The organism is Ilyomonas limi (assembly GCF_005233845.1).
GTDB lineage: Bacteria > Bacteroidota > Bacteroidia > Chitinophagales > Chitinophagaceae > Ilyomonas > Ilyomonas limi.
Genome location: NZ_SZQL01000003.1, coordinates 190655 through 207350 on the forward strand (window position 1 = coordinate 190655; position 16696 = coordinate 207350).

The 16696-nt window shown below is 42.0% G+C and carries 15 protein-coding genes; 8 read left to right on the top strand and 7 right to left on the bottom strand.

Annotated elements, in window-relative coordinates; all coding sequences use genetic code 11:
• Positions 1 to 319 precede the first annotated feature (319 nt).
• Complete coding sequence (locus FC093_RS05735) at positions 320 to 805, top strand: YcxB family protein (protein WP_137260793.1); 486 nt, start codon at positions 320 to 322, stop codon at positions 803 to 805.
• A gap of 11 nt (positions 806 to 816) precedes the next feature.
• Here the strand turns inward: FC093_RS05735 and FC093_RS05740 are convergent, their stop codons facing one another.
• Complete coding sequence (locus tag FC093_RS05740; RefSeq protein WP_137260794.1) at positions 817 to 1245, bottom strand: GNAT family N-acetyltransferase; 429 nt, start codon at positions 1243 to 1245, stop codon at positions 817 to 819.
• Positions 1246 to 1457: 212 nt separating this feature from the next.
• Between FC093_RS05740 and FC093_RS05745 the strand changes: the two genes are divergently transcribed.
• Together FC093_RS05745 and FC093_RS05750 are read left to right on the top strand one after the other, a co-directional pair.
• Positions 1458 to 2153, top strand: coding sequence for a class I SAM-dependent methyltransferase (locus FC093_RS05745; RefSeq protein WP_137260795.1), 696 nt, complete (start codon positions 1458 to 1460; stop codon positions 2151 to 2153).
• 16 nt (positions 2154 to 2169) lie between these two features.
• Entirely contained in the window at positions 2170 to 2760 is a 591-nt protein-coding gene (locus FC093_RS05750) for a peptidylprolyl isomerase (protein WP_137260796.1), read from the top strand.
• Between the two features lie 81 nt (positions 2761 to 2841).
• Here the strand turns inward: FC093_RS05750 and FC093_RS05755 are convergent, their stop codons facing one another.
• The 6 genes from FC093_RS05755 to FC093_RS05780 all read right to left on the bottom strand — a co-directional run bounded on the left by FC093_RS05755 (position 2842) and on the right by FC093_RS05780 (position 7451).
• Positions 2842 to 3693 carry a sterol desaturase family protein gene (locus FC093_RS05755; protein WP_137260797.1) on the bottom strand — a complete coding sequence of 284 codons (852 nt, stop codon included), beginning with the start codon at positions 3691 to 3693 and terminating at the stop codon, positions 2842 to 2844.
• Positions 3694 to 3753: 60 nt separating this feature from the next.
• A complete protein-coding gene (locus FC093_RS05760) occupies positions 3754 to 4452 on the bottom strand; it encodes a TIGR04283 family arsenosugar biosynthesis glycosyltransferase (protein WP_137260798.1) in 699 nt (232 codons plus the stop codon).
• Positions 4449 to 5081, bottom strand: a complete 633-nt coding sequence (locus tag FC093_RS05765) for a TIGR04282 family arsenosugar biosynthesis glycosyltransferase (RefSeq protein WP_206106521.1) — start codon at positions 5079 to 5081, stop codon at positions 4449 to 4451. The genes FC093_RS05760 and FC093_RS05765 overlap by 4 nt, the downstream gene beginning before the upstream one ends.
• Positions 5082 to 5140: 59 nt before the next feature.
• Positions 5141 to 6184 (bottom strand): arsenosugar biosynthesis radical SAM (seleno)protein ArsS, encoded by a 1044-nt coding sequence (arsS, locus tag FC093_RS05770; RefSeq protein WP_137260799.1) that lies wholly within the window; start codon positions 6182 to 6184, stop codon positions 5141 to 5143.
• A 104-nt stretch (positions 6185 to 6288) separates the two neighbouring features.
• On the bottom strand, positions 6289 to 6624 hold the full coding sequence (locus tag FC093_RS05775) for an arsenosugar biosynthesis-associated peroxidase-like protein (RefSeq protein WP_137260800.1): 336 nt from the start codon (positions 6622 to 6624) through the stop codon (positions 6289 to 6291).
• A gap of 14 nt (positions 6625 to 6638) precedes the next feature.
• Positions 6639 to 7451, bottom strand: coding sequence for a purine-nucleoside phosphorylase (locus tag FC093_RS05780; protein WP_137260801.1), 813 nt, complete (start codon positions 7449 to 7451; stop codon positions 6639 to 6641).
• A gap of 160 nt (positions 7452 to 7611) precedes the next feature.
• Here FC093_RS05780 and FC093_RS05785 point away from each other — a divergent pair, with 160 nt between their 5' ends.
• The 5 genes from FC093_RS05785 (at position 7612) to FC093_RS05805 (ending at position 16564) form a co-directional block, all read left to right on the top strand.
• The gene (locus FC093_RS05785; RefSeq protein ID WP_137260802.1) at positions 7612 to 8868 is read left to right on the top strand and encodes an erythromycin esterase family protein; all 1257 of its coding nucleotides are present in this window, start codon (positions 7612 to 7614) and stop codon (positions 8866 to 8868) included.
• Positions 8869 to 9448: 580 nt separating this feature from the next.
• On the top strand, positions 9449 to 10558 hold the full coding sequence (locus tag FC093_RS05790) for an efflux RND transporter periplasmic adaptor subunit (protein ID WP_137260803.1): 1110 nt from the start codon (positions 9449 to 9451) through the stop codon (positions 10556 to 10558).
• 93 nt (positions 10559 to 10651) lie between these two features.
• Positions 10652 to 13837, top strand: coding sequence for an efflux RND transporter permease subunit (locus FC093_RS05795; RefSeq protein WP_137260804.1), 3186 nt, complete (start codon positions 10652 to 10654; stop codon positions 13835 to 13837).
• Positions 13838 to 14115: 278 nt separating this feature from the next.
• Positions 14116 to 15564: a TolC family protein gene (locus tag FC093_RS05800; RefSeq protein ID WP_137260805.1), complete on the top strand. Its 1449-nt coding sequence runs from the start codon at positions 14116 to 14118 to the stop codon at positions 15562 to 15564.
• A gap of 319 nt (positions 15565 to 15883) precedes the next feature.
• On the top strand, positions 15884 to 16564 hold the full coding sequence (locus FC093_RS05805) for a hypothetical protein (protein WP_137260806.1): 681 nt from the start codon (positions 15884 to 15886) through the stop codon (positions 16562 to 16564).
• The last annotated feature ends 132 nt before the right edge of the window (positions 16565 to 16696 follow it).

The window sequence follows — 16696 nt, forward strand, 5'->3', positions numbered from 1 at the left end:
AACCAATGTGTTTAGAAGACGGTTAAAAAATTGTTTGATCCACAAAATAACAGAAGACACAGCGTAGTACCGAAAGAAATATAGAATATTTCGTGCAAATTCTTTTCTTAGAATACTCATTGTTTCCCTCTTCTTCTATCTTAAACAGCCTAAAAAATTTCAACAGTAAAGAATTACCAATTTCCAAAAATTTGGAATCGCGTTGCCTTTGTTCTTTATGTGCCTATTATTTTCCTGGTTTCATGATTCAAAAACAAGCTTTATAAATGTATTTTGTGCACCAGCTTTATACGCATCAAAATGTGCTTACTTTTGAAACATGCAGTTTAGTATTTCGTACAACAAAAAAAAGGTAATCCAAGGTTTACGCTACCACTTTATTACACGTAAAGAAATCCGCATCCTGCTTATTCTTGTCAATATTTTCGCCATTACGTCGGCGGTATTGTTTTATACAAAGCGAATTCGTCCCGAGCCTTTTTTGCTGAGCAGCATTATCTGGATTTTTCTAATGATTAGCTTTTGGTATCTTCTACCCAATATTATTTACAGGCGTTCCGGCACTTTTAAAGATAATTTTACCATTTTCATACTGGAGCGCCAGGTACGCCTGCAAAACAAGCGTGGCTATGTAGAGTGGAGCTGGAATAAGTTTACGCATTATTTTGAAAGCCCCAATTTCTTTCATTTGTACTTTTCGCCCAAGTCTTTTTTTCTCTTGCCAAAAGAATGTATTCCGCCCGACAGGCTTGATGACCTGCGCACCATTTTCAGAACGCATATTACGCACAGAAGTGCAAAGTAAGCCGGTTCAGTTTACAGCCTTTTCTCCATCTTATAATGCGGAATGGTAACTTCGATAAATTCGTCACCTATTTTTTCGTAGCCCAATTTCTCATAAAAACCCATCGCCGATTTGCGGGCGTGCATACATATCATTTCGAAACCCCGGTCGCGGGCAATATTCTCGGCAAATTGTATTAGTGCTTTGCCAATGCCTTTTCCCTGCAGCCCCGATATAACTGCCATTTGCCGCAGCCGCACTTCTTTGGGCCCGGTTTGCGTTAGCAGGCAACAACCTTCCAGTTTACCATCATCAAAGCAGCCAAGTAAAATATCATTATGCTCTTTCTCCAGGTCTTTGGATTCAAATTCAAGCCCGAGCGGTTTGCGCAAAATATTGTAACGCAACTGTACCATTTGCTTATACTCAGGCGAGCCATAGTCTATAATCTTTAATGCCATAACATTTGGGGAATGTGGCAATTTAAAACTTTTTTCAACAATGCTGCTCGTTGCGGCGGCAATATCTCTATATTTTGTTTTTCAAAATATAATATCCTTATAAAATTACATCTGTTTGCTGCATGATTTTTCCTTATACCGCACAATTCTTTCATCTTGTTGGTCTCCTATTCAATTATACAGCACATTTGTTTATTATTTCATTTTAACCTATGAGCAACGATGTGTTGGGTGCTGCGCTGCACGACTACTATTTTAGTAAAAAGCAAGGCAAGCTGTGGATTATCAATCAATACGGACCAAAGGAAGAAATGCCTGTTGCCATGTACTTCAGGCAATACAATGATATGCCGCTGCCGGAGCAAGCGGCTTTGCAATATTGCAAGGGAAAGATATTGGACATTGGTGCCGGAGCAGGCAGCCATGCTTTATGGCTACAGCAACATGGGCACGCGGTAACGGCTATAGACACCTCTGCCAAAGCAGTTGAAGTAATGCAGCATCGCGGCATAACGAAACCTTTGCATCAGGATATTTTCGACTATACAGGTGATCAATTTGATACCTTATTATTGCTGATGAATGGTATTGGACTGGTAAATACCATAAGCGGTTTGCAACGTTTTTTACAGCATGCCAAACAACTATTACTCCCCGGCGGGCAATTGCTTTTCGATTCATCAGATGTGGCATATATTTATGAAGGAAACCCATTGCCCAGGCAGTATTATTATGGCGAAACAGCCTACCGTTATCAATATAAAAAACAAAAAACAGAATGGTTTACCTGGCTGTATATTGATAAAAAGTTGTTGAAGCAAATAGCTGTTGCGGAAGGCTATGCCGTGAAGTTTATAGCAGAAGATGAATATGGGCAATACCTGGTAAGATTGAAATTAAAAACTTAAAATTATTCTATCAATTATGCAACGATGGTATTATAGTATAGCACTGATTGCAATTATTGTAATAGCTTGTTCATCGCCCAAATACAAATATCCGCATGTAATTATCTCAACCGGTTTTGGCGATATAGAAGCAGAGATATACACCGATAAGGCACCTAAAACAGCTACCGCTTTTTTACGCTATGTAGATTCGGGCTTGTACAACCGGAGCTACTTTTATCGCATACTCAGTACCGATAACCAGCCGTCTAATGCTGCCAAAGCAAAGCTGATACAGGGCGGAATATGGAAAACGGCACCATCAAAATCCATAGCCTTACCCGGCATTCCGCACGAGACTACGCAACAAACCGGCATTCACCACACCGATGGTATATTGAGCATGGCACGGCAGGCACCGGGTACGGCTACTACCGAATTTTTTATCTGCGTAGGCAACCAGCCGGGCTTTGATTATGGTGGTGAAAATAATCCTGACGGGCAAGGCTATGCTGCTTTTGGCAAAGTGGTAAAAGGCATGGATGTAGTGCGAAAGATTTATGACCAGCCCGAAGAGGATCAGGCATTTATGCCTCCGGTAGCGATTATCAGCATTAAAAGATTATAGTGATTTTGTGAGTGGTGAATTGTCAATTGTGAATGTAGATAGTGAATAATTCCAGCACTTACAATTCACTACTCACATTGGTCAATAGCGTATTTCTTCTTTACCCGAATTTTCTTCCGGTACATTCAGCTTCCATGCTCTTATTTTGGTAAAAGGTAACTTTAATAAAAAACCAATCGTCAACTCCTGATGATTGCTGTACATAGGTACGCCAATCACTACCTGCTGCTGCGGAATGTGCAGGTTCATGGTACGATGTATTCTATCCCAAAAAGAAAAGATAACGGAGTAATTAGAGTCTGTCTCGCTACGCACCACTGAATGATGAATGCCGTGCATACGTGGCGTTACCATCAGTATGTTTAGTGCCTTTTCCACTTTTAAAGGCAGCTTCATATTGCTGTGATGAAATTGTGTGCAGGCTTCAAAAACAATTTCATAAATGAGCACGAGCAACGGCGTTGCACCGAGCACTACTACTGCCGCACCGCGAAAGAAGACCGACCCGATAATCTCACCAAAATGAAAACGGATAGCAGTGGTTACATCCAGATCTGCATCAGTATGGTGCACAAGGTGGAAGCGCCACAACAAAGGAATTTTATGGTTGAGTATATGCCAGCAATAATTGGTGTAATCCAATAAAATAAAGGCAATGGCTGCTTCCGCCCATGCAGGCAAATTGTATAAATAATTCAACCCAAAATGCCATCCTTCATTTTGTACTGCCAGCCATACCATGGCAGGAATCAGGAGTAAACGCAGCAATGTAAAAGCGGGCAGCGAAACAACAAAATTGATGAAAATACGATGCCACCGCGATTGCACTCTTTTACGCAACTGCCTTCTACCTTCTATAATAAAAAGTGTAGCAAAAACAACCATTAATACTGGTGTGCCAATGCTATCAAAAATGGCTCTTAACTTTTCCATCCATATATGTTTACAAATATTTTTTTACAACAGTATTTTTATTATACACTGCATTAATAACTATAACTTATCCTGCCGTATTAACCGCCTGTAAGTATTTACCAGGGTTTGTTGCGGGTAGCCTAACTGGTACATAAAATAAATAATAAAAAAGATACCCTGCGTTTTATAAATACCATTCTCCAAATATTTACGTGCAGAAGTAATCACCGGTTTTTTTATAACAGTGAAGCAGCAAATTTTCTTTATGCGCTTAATAATTTCCTGGTCTTCCATCACTATATGTTTTTCGCAAAAACCACCCGCTTGTATAAACTTTTCCTTTGTAATAAATAAGCTTTGATCACCAAAACGGACAGCATTTACATCAAAGCGCGTGAACCAGCAATTAGCTTTCAAAAACCAATGCGCATGATTGAAAGTGAGCATAAAACAACCTGCTTCAAAACCTTTATCAATAGCATTGATAATGTTTGTTGTAAAGTTTGTTGCAGGCAATGTATCAGCATGCAAAAAATACAGGATTTTACCTTTTGCCATAGATGCGCCGTAGTTCATTTGTGCCGCCCGTCCTTTAGCCGGGCTTACCACAGCAACAGCGCCCGCAGCTTTTGCAGCCTCCACCGTTCCATCGCTGCTGCCACCATCGGCTACAATAATTTCGGTGATATATGCTGCATTGCTCTGCACTCTTATGGCTGCAATAGTTGCCGCAATCTGGGCTTCTTCGTTATAAGCAGGAATGATAATGCTTATCATAAAGCGGCTTGTTTGGTTTGATGCTGTATCCAATCTTTTTCATCATCTATATCATGCAGCATTGGTAACAGTATATGCGAGCAATTGGAAGCAATACAGGCAGCTATTGTTTGCTCCAATACGTTGCAGGTGCTCCATTGAATATTGGTAAACAAAAGTGGATGCATATTGTTAAGTCCCAGTAAATAATATCCACCATCTGCTGAAGGACCAATCACTACATCATACTGCTGCAGCATATTAAAAGCCTGTTGAATAATATCTGTTGTTAATTCAAAACAATCGCTGCCGATAATACAAATATGCTGATATCTCTTCTGAATTAAACCTTCAAAAGCAGTACTCATACGTGTGCCTAATTCATTACCACTTTGCACTTCTTTATGGTAAATGCTATTCTCCCAAATATCATTTCGCTTAATATTATCTGTATAAAAAACATATTTATCGCAAGGGAGTGTTTGAGTAATGCTGTGCGTATGTTGAAGCAATTCTTTATAAATTTCCAATGCTTTTACATCACCAATTGTTTTGGCGAGGCGCGTTTTTACTTTGCCTAAAATAGGTGGGCGTACAAATATGATGAGTGCTGTTTCCAAATGTTTTTTGCCACAAAAGCGCGAAGGCACAAAGAAGTGTTTAATGCAACTTAATGCCTGCTTTGATAATTGATTCGTTTTACAAAAATTTATTTTGCCACTGCTCCACCGCAACTGGAACCTGCACCGGCAGTACACCCGTAGCAATGCTGGTTTACTACAATGCTACGCTGATTCATCGCCTTTGCATCAAAACTGGAAAGATGTTGCGAGTGACTGCAACTTACTTTCAAATCGAGCATCTGGTTGAAATCGCAATCATATAAAAATCCATCCCAACTTACAGAAATGGTGTTGCGGCACATCACATTTTTGGCGGCTGCTACATTGAAAGCATTTACCAGTTTATCCATGTATTTTTCGTAATTACCACTTACCAGCAGATAATCCAAATAGCGGCTGATGGGCATGTTGGTAATCACATACAGGTTATTGAAAAAGATATTATACCGTTTCAATAATTCTGCTTTGTATTCCTTTTCTAAGGCTGCTTGTGATGGTGGTAAAAAAGCACCTGCAGGATTGTAAACGAGGTTTAATAACAAGCCCGAACCTGCTGTGCCATAACCAACCGCATTCAACATTTGTAAAGCCTGTATAGAATGTTCAAACACACCATTGCCACGCTGCCGGTCGGTTCTGTCCTGCGTATAAAATGGCAGGGAAGAAACTACTTCTACCTCATGTTTTTTAAAGAAATGAGGCAAATCGTGAAAGCGTTTGTTGGCAAGAATAATAGTAAGATTGCAACGTACTATGATATGCTTATTGAGCTTTTTGATCTCTTCTACAAACCATCTGAAATCAGGGTTCATTTCCGGTGCACCGCCCGTAACGTCAACCGTTGTAAAGGATGGATTATTTTTCAATACATCTAAACACAATTGCATTGTTTCGCGTGTCATAATTTCTTTTCTGTCGGGAGCCGCATCCACATGACAATGCCTGCACGTTTGATTGCACATTTTTCCAATATTCACCTGAAAGATCTCCGCACTTACCGGTAGTAAGGGAAATAAGCCAACCACCTGCAGTTTATCTCTAAACATTGGCAATTCTCCCTGGTGCTCCAACACTTCTATTTGATGGCCTGCCTCTGCAAGCAGGTGGTGCATAGCTTGTAATGATTTCATCAATTATTATTCTTAACGTCTCTTATTCTAATAGCAAAAAGCTTGCGGCTAATTACAGATACAATTGCTATACGTTTTTCTTGCAGTTTATCGCTCGCGACTTATTACATCGCTATTTCCTTCACTTTATTCATCATTTGCACGCCATGCACCAGCGATGCACCGCCGCGTATGGCTGCTGCTACATGCACAGCCTCCATCATTTGTTCTTCGCTCCAGCCTTTTTCAAATGCATCGCTACTGTACGCATCTATGCAATATGGACATTGCACTGCGTGCGCGACAGCTAAAGCTATCAATGATTTTTCCTTAGCCGATAAAGCACCCTCTTTAAATACTTCACTATACCATGCAAAAAATTTATCGCCCATTGTTTTTTGCCATTCGCTAACTGCGCCAAATTTGCCGAGATCTTCGGCATTGTAATAATGATTTTCCATATAAAGAATTACGATTATAGGGATAGAATAGTTTGATAGAGTATTTGTGAAAGTTGCTTATCGGCTTTGCCTGCCACTTCAATAATTTCTGCGATGTTGTTTATTGGTTGCAAATTATCAGGGTCGCATTCATCGGTAATAACCGAAACAGCAGCGCAAGGCAACTGTGCATGATTGGCCGCAATCACTTCGGGCACAGTAGACATGCCTACCATATCGGCACCAATAATTTTGAGATAACGATACTCGGCTTTGGTTTCCAGATTCGGACCGTTTACGGCTGCATATACGCCTTCTTTCAAAGGTACATTCAATTTGTCTGCTGCTTGCTGCAATACATTACACAAATACTTGTTATAAGGCTCGCTCATATCGGGAAAACGTGAGCCTAATGCATCTATATTTTTTCCTGTCAACGGGTTGCCCGTTTGCAGGTTGATGTGGTCATTTATGAGCGCCAAATCGCCTTTCTTAAAATTAAGATTGATACCACCCGCCGCATTAGTTAATAATAAGTATTGAATGCCCAACAACTTCATTACACGTATCGGAAATACTACTTGCTGCATGGTATAACCCTCATAAAAATGAAAGCGACCCTGCATGGCGAGCACCTTCTTTTCTCCAATATTTCCATATATCAAATTGCCTTTGTGAAACTCCACGGTTGATAATGGAAAATTCGGAATATCGCTGTACGGAATAACAACAGGATTATTTATATAATGAATGAATTGATGCAGGCCAGTGCCCAGTACGATGCCTGCAAATGGTTCGTGTATGCCTTTTTGCTTTAAAAAATCAGCCGCTTCGTATAGTGTATTCATAGATTAAAATATAGCCCCGCTTTCAACAAATATATACTTTAATACAACCGGAACATACCAAAAATGCTTACCTAAGATTACAGCCATTACCTCATCAGCATTCATCTGCGGTATCAAAATTGTGCAGCTATCATATAGTTCATTATTAAAATTCTTTCGTATGTATCCACTCACCACTTCCAACGATTTGACGCCATTGCTCGAAGACATGAATGGCAGACGTATTGTAATGCTGGGGGAAGCATCGCATGGCACACATGAATTTTATACCTGGCGCACGGCTATCTCCAAACGTTTGATACAGGAACAAGGTTTCAACTTTATTGCGGTGGAAGGCGATTGGCCGGATTGCTACTTAATTAACCGGTATGTAAAGGGCTATAAAGATGCCGGCGATGACATTAAAGCCATACTCAATTCTTTTGACCGCTGGCCTACCTGGATGTGGGCAAACTGGGAAGTGGCAGCCCTTGCCGAATGGCTGCGCGAATACAATAAAGATTTACCGGCAGATAAAAGAGTAGGCTTTTACGGATTGGATGTATATAGCCTTTGGGATAGCATGAAAGTAATGATGAATTATCTGGATAAAGAAGACCCGCAAACCGCTAAATCGGTACGCAAAGCCATACAATGCTTTGAGCCTTTTCAGGAAAACGAGCATATGTATGCGCGGTACTCACTTACCAAACATAGCTGCCGCGACGAAGTAGTAAACCTGCTGCGCGAAATAAGAATGAAAGCACAGTTTCTGGATGGCGATAGAGAAGCTGGTTTTAATACCGAGCAGAATGCGCTGATAGCCGTAAATGCAGAAAAATATTATAGTAGTATGATAGGTTTTGATGATAATAGCTGGAATGTGCGTGACACACACATGATGGAAACCTTGCAGCGGCTGTTGCGGTTTCATAGGCTGGATTCAAAAGGTATTGTATGGGAGCACAATACACATATTGGCGATGCAAGAGCTACCGATATGAAAGGGGCAGGCATGTTCAATATTGGGCAGTTGGCGCGTGAGGAATATGGCGTTGATAATGTGTACTTATGTGGTTTTGCATCGTACCAGGGCACGGTAATAGCCGGCGACGAATGGGGCGAGCCGATGCGGGTAATGGAAGTGCCGGAAGCAAGAGAAGGCAGTATAGAAGAAATATTGCATGAAGAAAGTAGCCATAACCGCTATATACTGTTTAGTGAGGAGCATGATAAATTGTATCAGCAGCGTGTGCGTCATCGGGCCATTGGCGTAGTGTACGATCCGCTGCGCGAAAAGTATGGAAACTACGTACCTTCTGTTTTGGCCGAACGATATGATGCATTGATTTATCTGGATACAACCCAAGCCTTGCATCCGTTGCACATGGAACCACACAACGCCAAAACGCCGGAAACTTATCCGTTTGGTGTGTAGCATACCGCAATGATACATCGCTATTTAGCGTGCTTTAAAACAAGGAAACGTATCAGACAATTTGAATGTGCCGGATACGTTTTATCACCTCTTATTTGGTGTGCTTTACTAATATAAAAAATATTTAACAAATAACTTTTTTACTACTTTTTACACCCAAAACAAGCTGTACGTTAATACAATATAACCTCTTGCACGGGCATTTGTATCTAATTATGGGACAGTTATGGTGTGTTTACCACGCTAGTGTATGCGCTCACACTTCGCTTTAAGTACTGTTTTTTATACCTTTGTAGCATGTCAAAAACAGGCAATTGCCGGTTTGCGGCAATCTGTTTGTGGATAGTTGGATGGCAGGCTCATAAAGCATTTTTGCTTTACCCGAAAGTCTGTTCCTGTTCTAAGCAATAACAGCTTCTTTGCGAGGCCATTATTGTTAATACGGCTTATCAATCATGCCGCTCATTTACAAGTAATATTGCCCTTAATACCCGTCGTAAAAACCGATGAGTAATAGTTTTTACCTGTATCAGGAAATACGCGTACAGGTAAGCAGTATATTTTTAAAACAAGCAACCGTATGAATAAATTTTTTATCTGTGTAAGTGTTCTGATTGGTTTGACCGCCTGCGGCGAAGAGCAACAAAAAGTAAGTGAGCCGGAAACGCTGCCGGTCACCAGGTTAAAAGCGATTGATACTTCTGTATCGCGCCCTTATGTAGCCGATATACAGGCAGTACAGAATGTAGAAATAAGAAACCGCATACCGGGTTTTCTAGAAAAAATATATGTAGATGAAGGACAACAGGTAAAAAAAGGACAACTATTATTTCACATAGAAGATAAACAATACAAAGAGGATGCAGCTAAAGCCAAAGCTGCTTTATCCATAGCTATCGCCGACAGCAAATCGGCAGAGCTGGAACTGGAAAGAGTAAAACTGCTGGTAGATAAAAATGTAGTTACTGCATCGGAGCTGGATGTTGCCAAAGCAAAACTGAGCGCCGCCAAAGCCAGGATACAAGAGCTGCAATCAACATTGAGCAATGTAGAAACCAAACTATCTTATACCAATGTATATGCGCCTTTTGATGGCGTTATCAACCGCATACCCTTAAAAGTAGGCAGCCTCTTAAATGAAGGTGATTTGCTTACCACCGCTACCGACATCAGCTCTGTTTATACCTATTTCAATATCTCCGAAGACGAATACCTCAACTTTTTAAAGACCGAACACAAACTGAATGGCGAAAACGATGTACGCCTCATATTAGCCAACGGCAGCCCTTATAAATACAACGGCAAAATAGAAACAATAGAAAGCGAGTTTGACGAAAATACCGGCTCTATTGCTGTTCGCGCCATTTTTCCCAATCCCGATAAAATATTGCGGCATGGCTCTACCGGCACCATCGAACTGCCGATGGATATAGACAACTCTGTTATTCTGCCCGAAAAATCGGTGCTCGAAATTCAGGATAAAGACTATGTGTTTGTACTGACCGACAGCAACCGCCTGGTAATGAAAAGCTTCCAGCCAAGACTGCGTTTCTCGCATTTTTATGTGGTAAAATCCGGCTTACAGCCCGGCGACAGAATATTGTACGAAGGCATACAGGAAGCACGCGACGGTATGATCATTAAACCAAACTTTATAACAATGGATAGCCTGCTGGCGCAAAAATTATAACAGTAGCTTTTTCTTCATTATATGTTGTTCTGCCGCAATACGCGGTGGGGTAAAGCACCTTTTTATTTATATCATGAAAAAACTTGTTGCTTCATGTTCAAAACATTCATACAACGACCTGTTCTTTCTTTAGTTATATCCCTCATCATTGTATTGTTGGGTGTATTGGCTTTGTTTACCCTGCCGGTTACCCAGTTTCCCGATATTGCGCCACCTGCCGTTACTGTTACGGCTACCTACACCGGCGCCAATGCCGAAGTATGTACCAAAGCGGTTGCTACACCGCTGGAAAGAGCCATCAACGGCGTGCCTGGCATGACGTATATGCAAACGGTTTGCGGCAATGACGGCGTTACGCTCATCACCGTCAATTTTGAAGTGGGCACCGACCCCGATGTGGCTGCTGTAAACGTACAAAACCGCGTAACTACCATAGTGGACGAACTGCCCGAAGAGGTAATAAAAGCAGGCGTAACCACCGAAAAAGAAGTGAATAGTATGCTGATGTATCTCAACATTATGAGTTCGGATACAACGCTGGACGAAAACTTCATTTACAATTTTGCCGACATCAATGTATTGAAGGAACTTAAGCGCATCAATGGCGTAGGGCGCGTGGAAATAATGAGTTCGCGCGATTATGCTATGCGCGTATGGTTGAAGCCCGATAGAATGGCGGCTTACGATATCTCTGCCGATGAAATTATTGCAGCTATCCGTAGCCAGAATGTGGAAGCAGCACCTGGTAAAACCGGTTTAAGTTCCGATAAAATGCCGCAAACACAGGAGTATGTGTTGCGCTACACGGGCAAGTTCAGCGAGCCGCAGCAATATGCCAATATTGTTATTCGTGCCAACAGCGATGGCTCGGTATTAAAGCTGAAAGATGTGGCAGATGTGGAGTTTGGTTCCGAGGATTATAACATGGTTTCGCGTACCAATGGTCGCCCGTCGGCTTCTATTATGATGAAGCAGCGCCCCGGCTCCAATGCCAGTGAGGTAATAGCCAATGTAAAACAGCGCATGGAAGAACTGAAAGCCGCTACTTTTCCACCTGGCATGACGTACGATATCAGCTACGATGTATCGCGTTTTATAGATGCTTCCATCCATGAAGTGTTGAAGACATTAATAGAAGCATTTATACTCGTATTCATCGTAGTGTTTATTTTTTTACAGGATTTCCGTTCTACTTTAATTCCCGCATTGGCGGTGCCTGTGGCGCTAATTGGTTCTTTATTTTTTATGCAAATGCTGGGCTTTTCAATCAATCTGCTTACGTTGTTTGCACTGGTGCTGGCAATTGGTATTGTGGTAGATAATGCTATTGTGGTGGTAGAAGCGGTGCATGCCAAAATGCACGATGAACACCTGCCGCCCATGGAGGCAACGCTGGCAAGTATGAAAGAAATTGCCGGCGCTATTGTAGCTATTACACTGGTGATGTCGGCAGTGTTTGTTCCGGTTGCTTTTATGACCGGACCGGCAGGGGTGTTTTACCGTCAGTTTTCTATTACGCTGGCCGTAGCCATTGTTATATCGGGTATTAATGCGCTTACGCTTACACCGGCTCTTTGTGCGCTTTTACTAAAGCCACCCAAACATAACCGCAAACCATCACTGATGCAGCGCTTCTTTGGCGGCTTCAACCGCTGGTATAGTGCTACTGAAAATAAATACAAGCGATTGGTTGGCTTTGTGGCTGCCCACAGGGTAATTACGTTAGGCTTACTCGTTGCTTTCTTTGCGGCCACATGGGGACTTGGCTCGGTGCTGCCTTCCGGCTTTATACCTACCGAAGACCAGGGTGTTATTTATGTAAATGTAACCACACCACCCGGTGCCACGCTGGAGCGTACCGAAAAAGTGCTGGAACAGGTATATACTGCCGCTAAAAAAGTAGATGCCGTAGAAAACATTACCACGCTTGCCGGTTACAGCATTTTAAACGAAACAGTGGGTGCTTCGTATGGTATGGCAATGATTAATCTGAAAGCATGGGAAGACCGCAAAGGCACTGCGGATGACATTATTGAAGAACTGGAAGAACAAACGAAATATATTTCTGATGCAGTGATACAGTTCTTTCCGCCGCCAACAGTACCGGGTTTTGGTAATGCCAGCGGTATAGAAATGCAGTTGCTCGACCATACCGGCGAAGGCAATATGCAGCGGACAGCAAAAGTTACGCGCGAGTTTATGAGCCAGCTAAAAGAAACGCCCGAAATCAGTGATGCTTTTTCTTCTTTCGATGCCAATTTTCCGCAATACATGATACACGTAAACCAGGAAATAGCGGCACAAAAAGGGGTAACGATTGATAACGCATTAAGCACTTTGCAAACGCTGATGGGTAGTTATTACACAAGCAATTTTATACGTTTTGGGCAAATGTATAAAGTAATGTTGCAGGCAGCGCCCGGCTACCGCGCCAAGCCCGAAGATGTGTTGAAGCTGTATGTAAAAAATAACAAAGGGGAAATGGTACCGCTGAGCACTTTTATACGCATGGAGCGCGTGTACGGACCCGAGCAGGTAACACGCTATAACATGTACACCGCAGCAATGATAAGCGGCGAAACTAAACCCGGCTACAGCACCGGCGATGCTATTGCTACCGTGCAAAAAGTGGCAGACGAAAAGCTGCCGCGCGGCTACACCATTGCGTGGAGCGGCATGACGCGCGAAGAAATACTATCGGGCAATCAGGCGCTCTACATTTTTGCTATCTGTCTCCTGTTTGTGTACTTATTGCTGGCTGCCCAGTACGAAAGTTTCTTACTGCCCTTATCCGTTATCCTTTCGCTTCCTGCGGGCATTTTCGGGTCATTCTTATTCCTGAAATTATTTGGATTGGAAAACAACATTTACGCACAGGTAGCCCTGGTAATGTTGATAGGCTTGCTGGGCAAAAATGCCATATTAATTGTGGAGTTTGCCATCTTGCGGCGTAAAGAAGGTGCAACTATTTTGCGGGCAGCGCAGGAAGGTGCCGTATCGCGCCTGCGCCCGATATTGATGACTTCTTTTGCCTTTATCGCCGGTTTGATTCCGCTGTGTATTGCTTCGGGCGCAGGTGCTATTGGCAACCGCTCTATAGGTACAACTGCGGCTGGCGGCATGCTCATCGGTACTTTGTTTGGTGTGGTGCTCGTGCCCGGCTTGTATGTGCTATTTGCAAAAATGGCCGAAGGCAAAAAGAGAAAACAATTGATATTACAGCGCACACAGGTAACGATAGTGAAAGAAGAAATTACTATAAACGATAATCAGAATTAGCTGTTGTGAGGAGAAAAACGGTTATAGTAAGTTTAGAAAATGTATCCTGTATAGCAGCTCGTAATAGCAGATGAAAAGCATACACAATGGCTTGCATACTATCCGCCCGCTTACAAGCGAAATCATGCGTTTTCCTAAGATACTAATAGCCGGTTGTATGTCTTTTTTACCAGCAACATCTTCCGTAGGAAGACAATAAAATAATACCAAATAATGGCAGTGGATGAGCGAAAAATTTTGCTGATCATCCACCTTATGTTTTAAATTTTTGAGTAAGCATGAGCATAAAAAACAAGATCGGAATTGTAATTACAGCAATCGTATTAATAAGCAACATAGGTTGTAAAGTATCGCAGCCGGCACCTTTACCACACATTCAAACACCAACAGTATATGCCGATAGCTTAGGCGTCGATAGCACCAGCCTCGGCGATGTACCCTGGAAGCAACTATTTACCGACCCGTATCTTGTAAGCCTGATTGACACTGCCCTGCAGCAAAACCTCGACTTAAAAAGGGCAATGCAGCGCATCACCATTGCGCGCAACCAATACTACATTAGCAAAGGCGCTCTGCTGCCGCGTGTAGATGCAGAAGTAACTGCCGGCGTGGATAAATATGGCAAGTACACCCAAAGCGGCGTAGGCAATTACGACACCAATCTATCAGACAATCTCAACAGCAAGCAACGCATTCCTTACCCGGTTACACCCGACTTTTTTGCAGGTTTGCGCAGCACCTGGGAACTGGATATCTGGGGCAAACTCAAAAACCTGAAGAAAGCAGCATACGCCCGCTTTTTAGCTTCGCAAAAGGGTGAACAACTCATAAGAACTTCGTTGGTAGCAGAGGTAGCCAGCCGGTATTATCAATTGCTGGCGCTGGATAATGAATTAGCTATTATTCAAAATAATATCCGCCTGCAGGATTCGGCATTGGAAATTGTGAAAATACAAAAGCAGGCTGCCCGCGCCAACGAATTGGCTGTAGAGCAATTCAGGGCACAACTGCTCCATACGATGGCGCTGAAAGGGATAACGCTGCAGCAAATAACCGAAACCGAAAATGAAATTAATATGTTGCTTGGCCGCTACCCGCAGCCAGTGCTGCGCGACACTTCATTGCTCAGCAAAACGTTGCCCTCAATAGTGCAGGCGGGCGTGCCAGCACAGTTGTTGCACCGCCGGCCGGATATACAGCAGGCAGAACTTGAGCTGGTGGCCGCCAAAGCAGATGTAAGCGCCGCAAGGGCAGCTTTTTATCCTAATGTTACGCTTACGCCGTACGTTGGCATGAATGCCTTTAAGCTGCCGATGATGGTAAATGCCGGCTCACTCACATATGGCATTTTGGGCGGACTTACAGCACCGGTGTTTCACCAGGGCATGTTGCGGCGCAATCTTAGTACTGCCAGCGCTGCCCGCATAGATGCGTATTATGCTTATCAGCAAACTATACAAAATGGAGTGCGCGAAGTAGTGAACAGCCTGAGCAGTATTCAAAATTTAGAAGAAGTATACAGGCTGAAAGAGAAAGAAGCTGAAGTGCTGAATCAGGCAGTTATTACTTCTAACCTCCTCTTTAAAACCGGCTACGCCTCGTATCTTGAAGTGATTACGGCACAACGCAGCGTGATAGATGCGCAAATGCAACTGGTACATACCAAAGAGCAAATGTTTTATTCTTTAATAGAACTATATCGTGCATTGGGCGGCGGCTGGAAGTGATGCTGAATGAAAGAGAGTGTTTTATTAAAAAGCTATATGGTTGTTTGAATTAATAACTAATTGTAATTACGTTGAATTTTGAACGTGTCAGACACGTTTTACCACAAAATCAGGCTCAGGTACTTATCCTTTTACCATACTTTATAGCAAAAGTAGTAACGGGAAAGTGCGGGAAAATATGCTGTGATTGCGGCTTTTACTTATAATGCTGACAGGATTTGAAACCCTGTCAGCATTTCTTATTATCCTTAGCCTTCAATAGTTAGTTGCAGGTACAGGCAGGGATTGTATTTTATAAAGCAAACAACCTACATAAGAAATGCGTTTTATTTTCTTTTTAATCTTCTTATTTTCTTCAAAGTTATCCTTCGCTCAGGATACAACAGTAATCAAAGAGATTAATCAACTGATCGGACCGGAGTTTTATTTTGATACTTCAAATAATAATTTTGTTGACGATTTTTATATTGAGCAAAAAGGTGATCAGGACAATATCATTATCATTCAGGCGTGGCGTAAAGACACCGGCAATGCAGACCCAATTGGTAAAATTTTCGTACTTGAGAGAAGGAATGATACATTGACGGTTATAGATAGCTCCGCAAGATATATACGCGATGGCAGAGGCCCTCAATGGGCTATATCAAATGACACGCTTAACATTGAACATAGCTTTCATGGTGGTTTTTTCAGCTTGCATTATACATTTAACCAAGAGCTTAAAAAATATTTACTGATTAGCATAGAATTACATGAAGTTATTATGGATGAAAAGTATAATAATGTTCCTGTTAGAATTAGAACAGCGTATTACGATATCAACAAAAGGAAACTAATTATTACAATACAGCCTGTTGATGACGGCAGCATAAAAAAGAAAATTACCATTGCTAAAAAGTCTTTACCCGAAAACTTTATTCCGGATTTAGCGCACTTTATTGATCCTATGTCCTGGGCTAACAGTGATAGTAGCAGCAATATTTATGATAAAGTTTTTTAAGAAATCTCAATAACTATTTTATGCCTGTTGCTCCGGATAGTATTTCTTTTGAATGACTTTTGTAATATCTCTTCAGTAGCATTATTGAAGTCTGTGTCTTTAATAATATTTTTCATTCTTCTGCTAATTCGT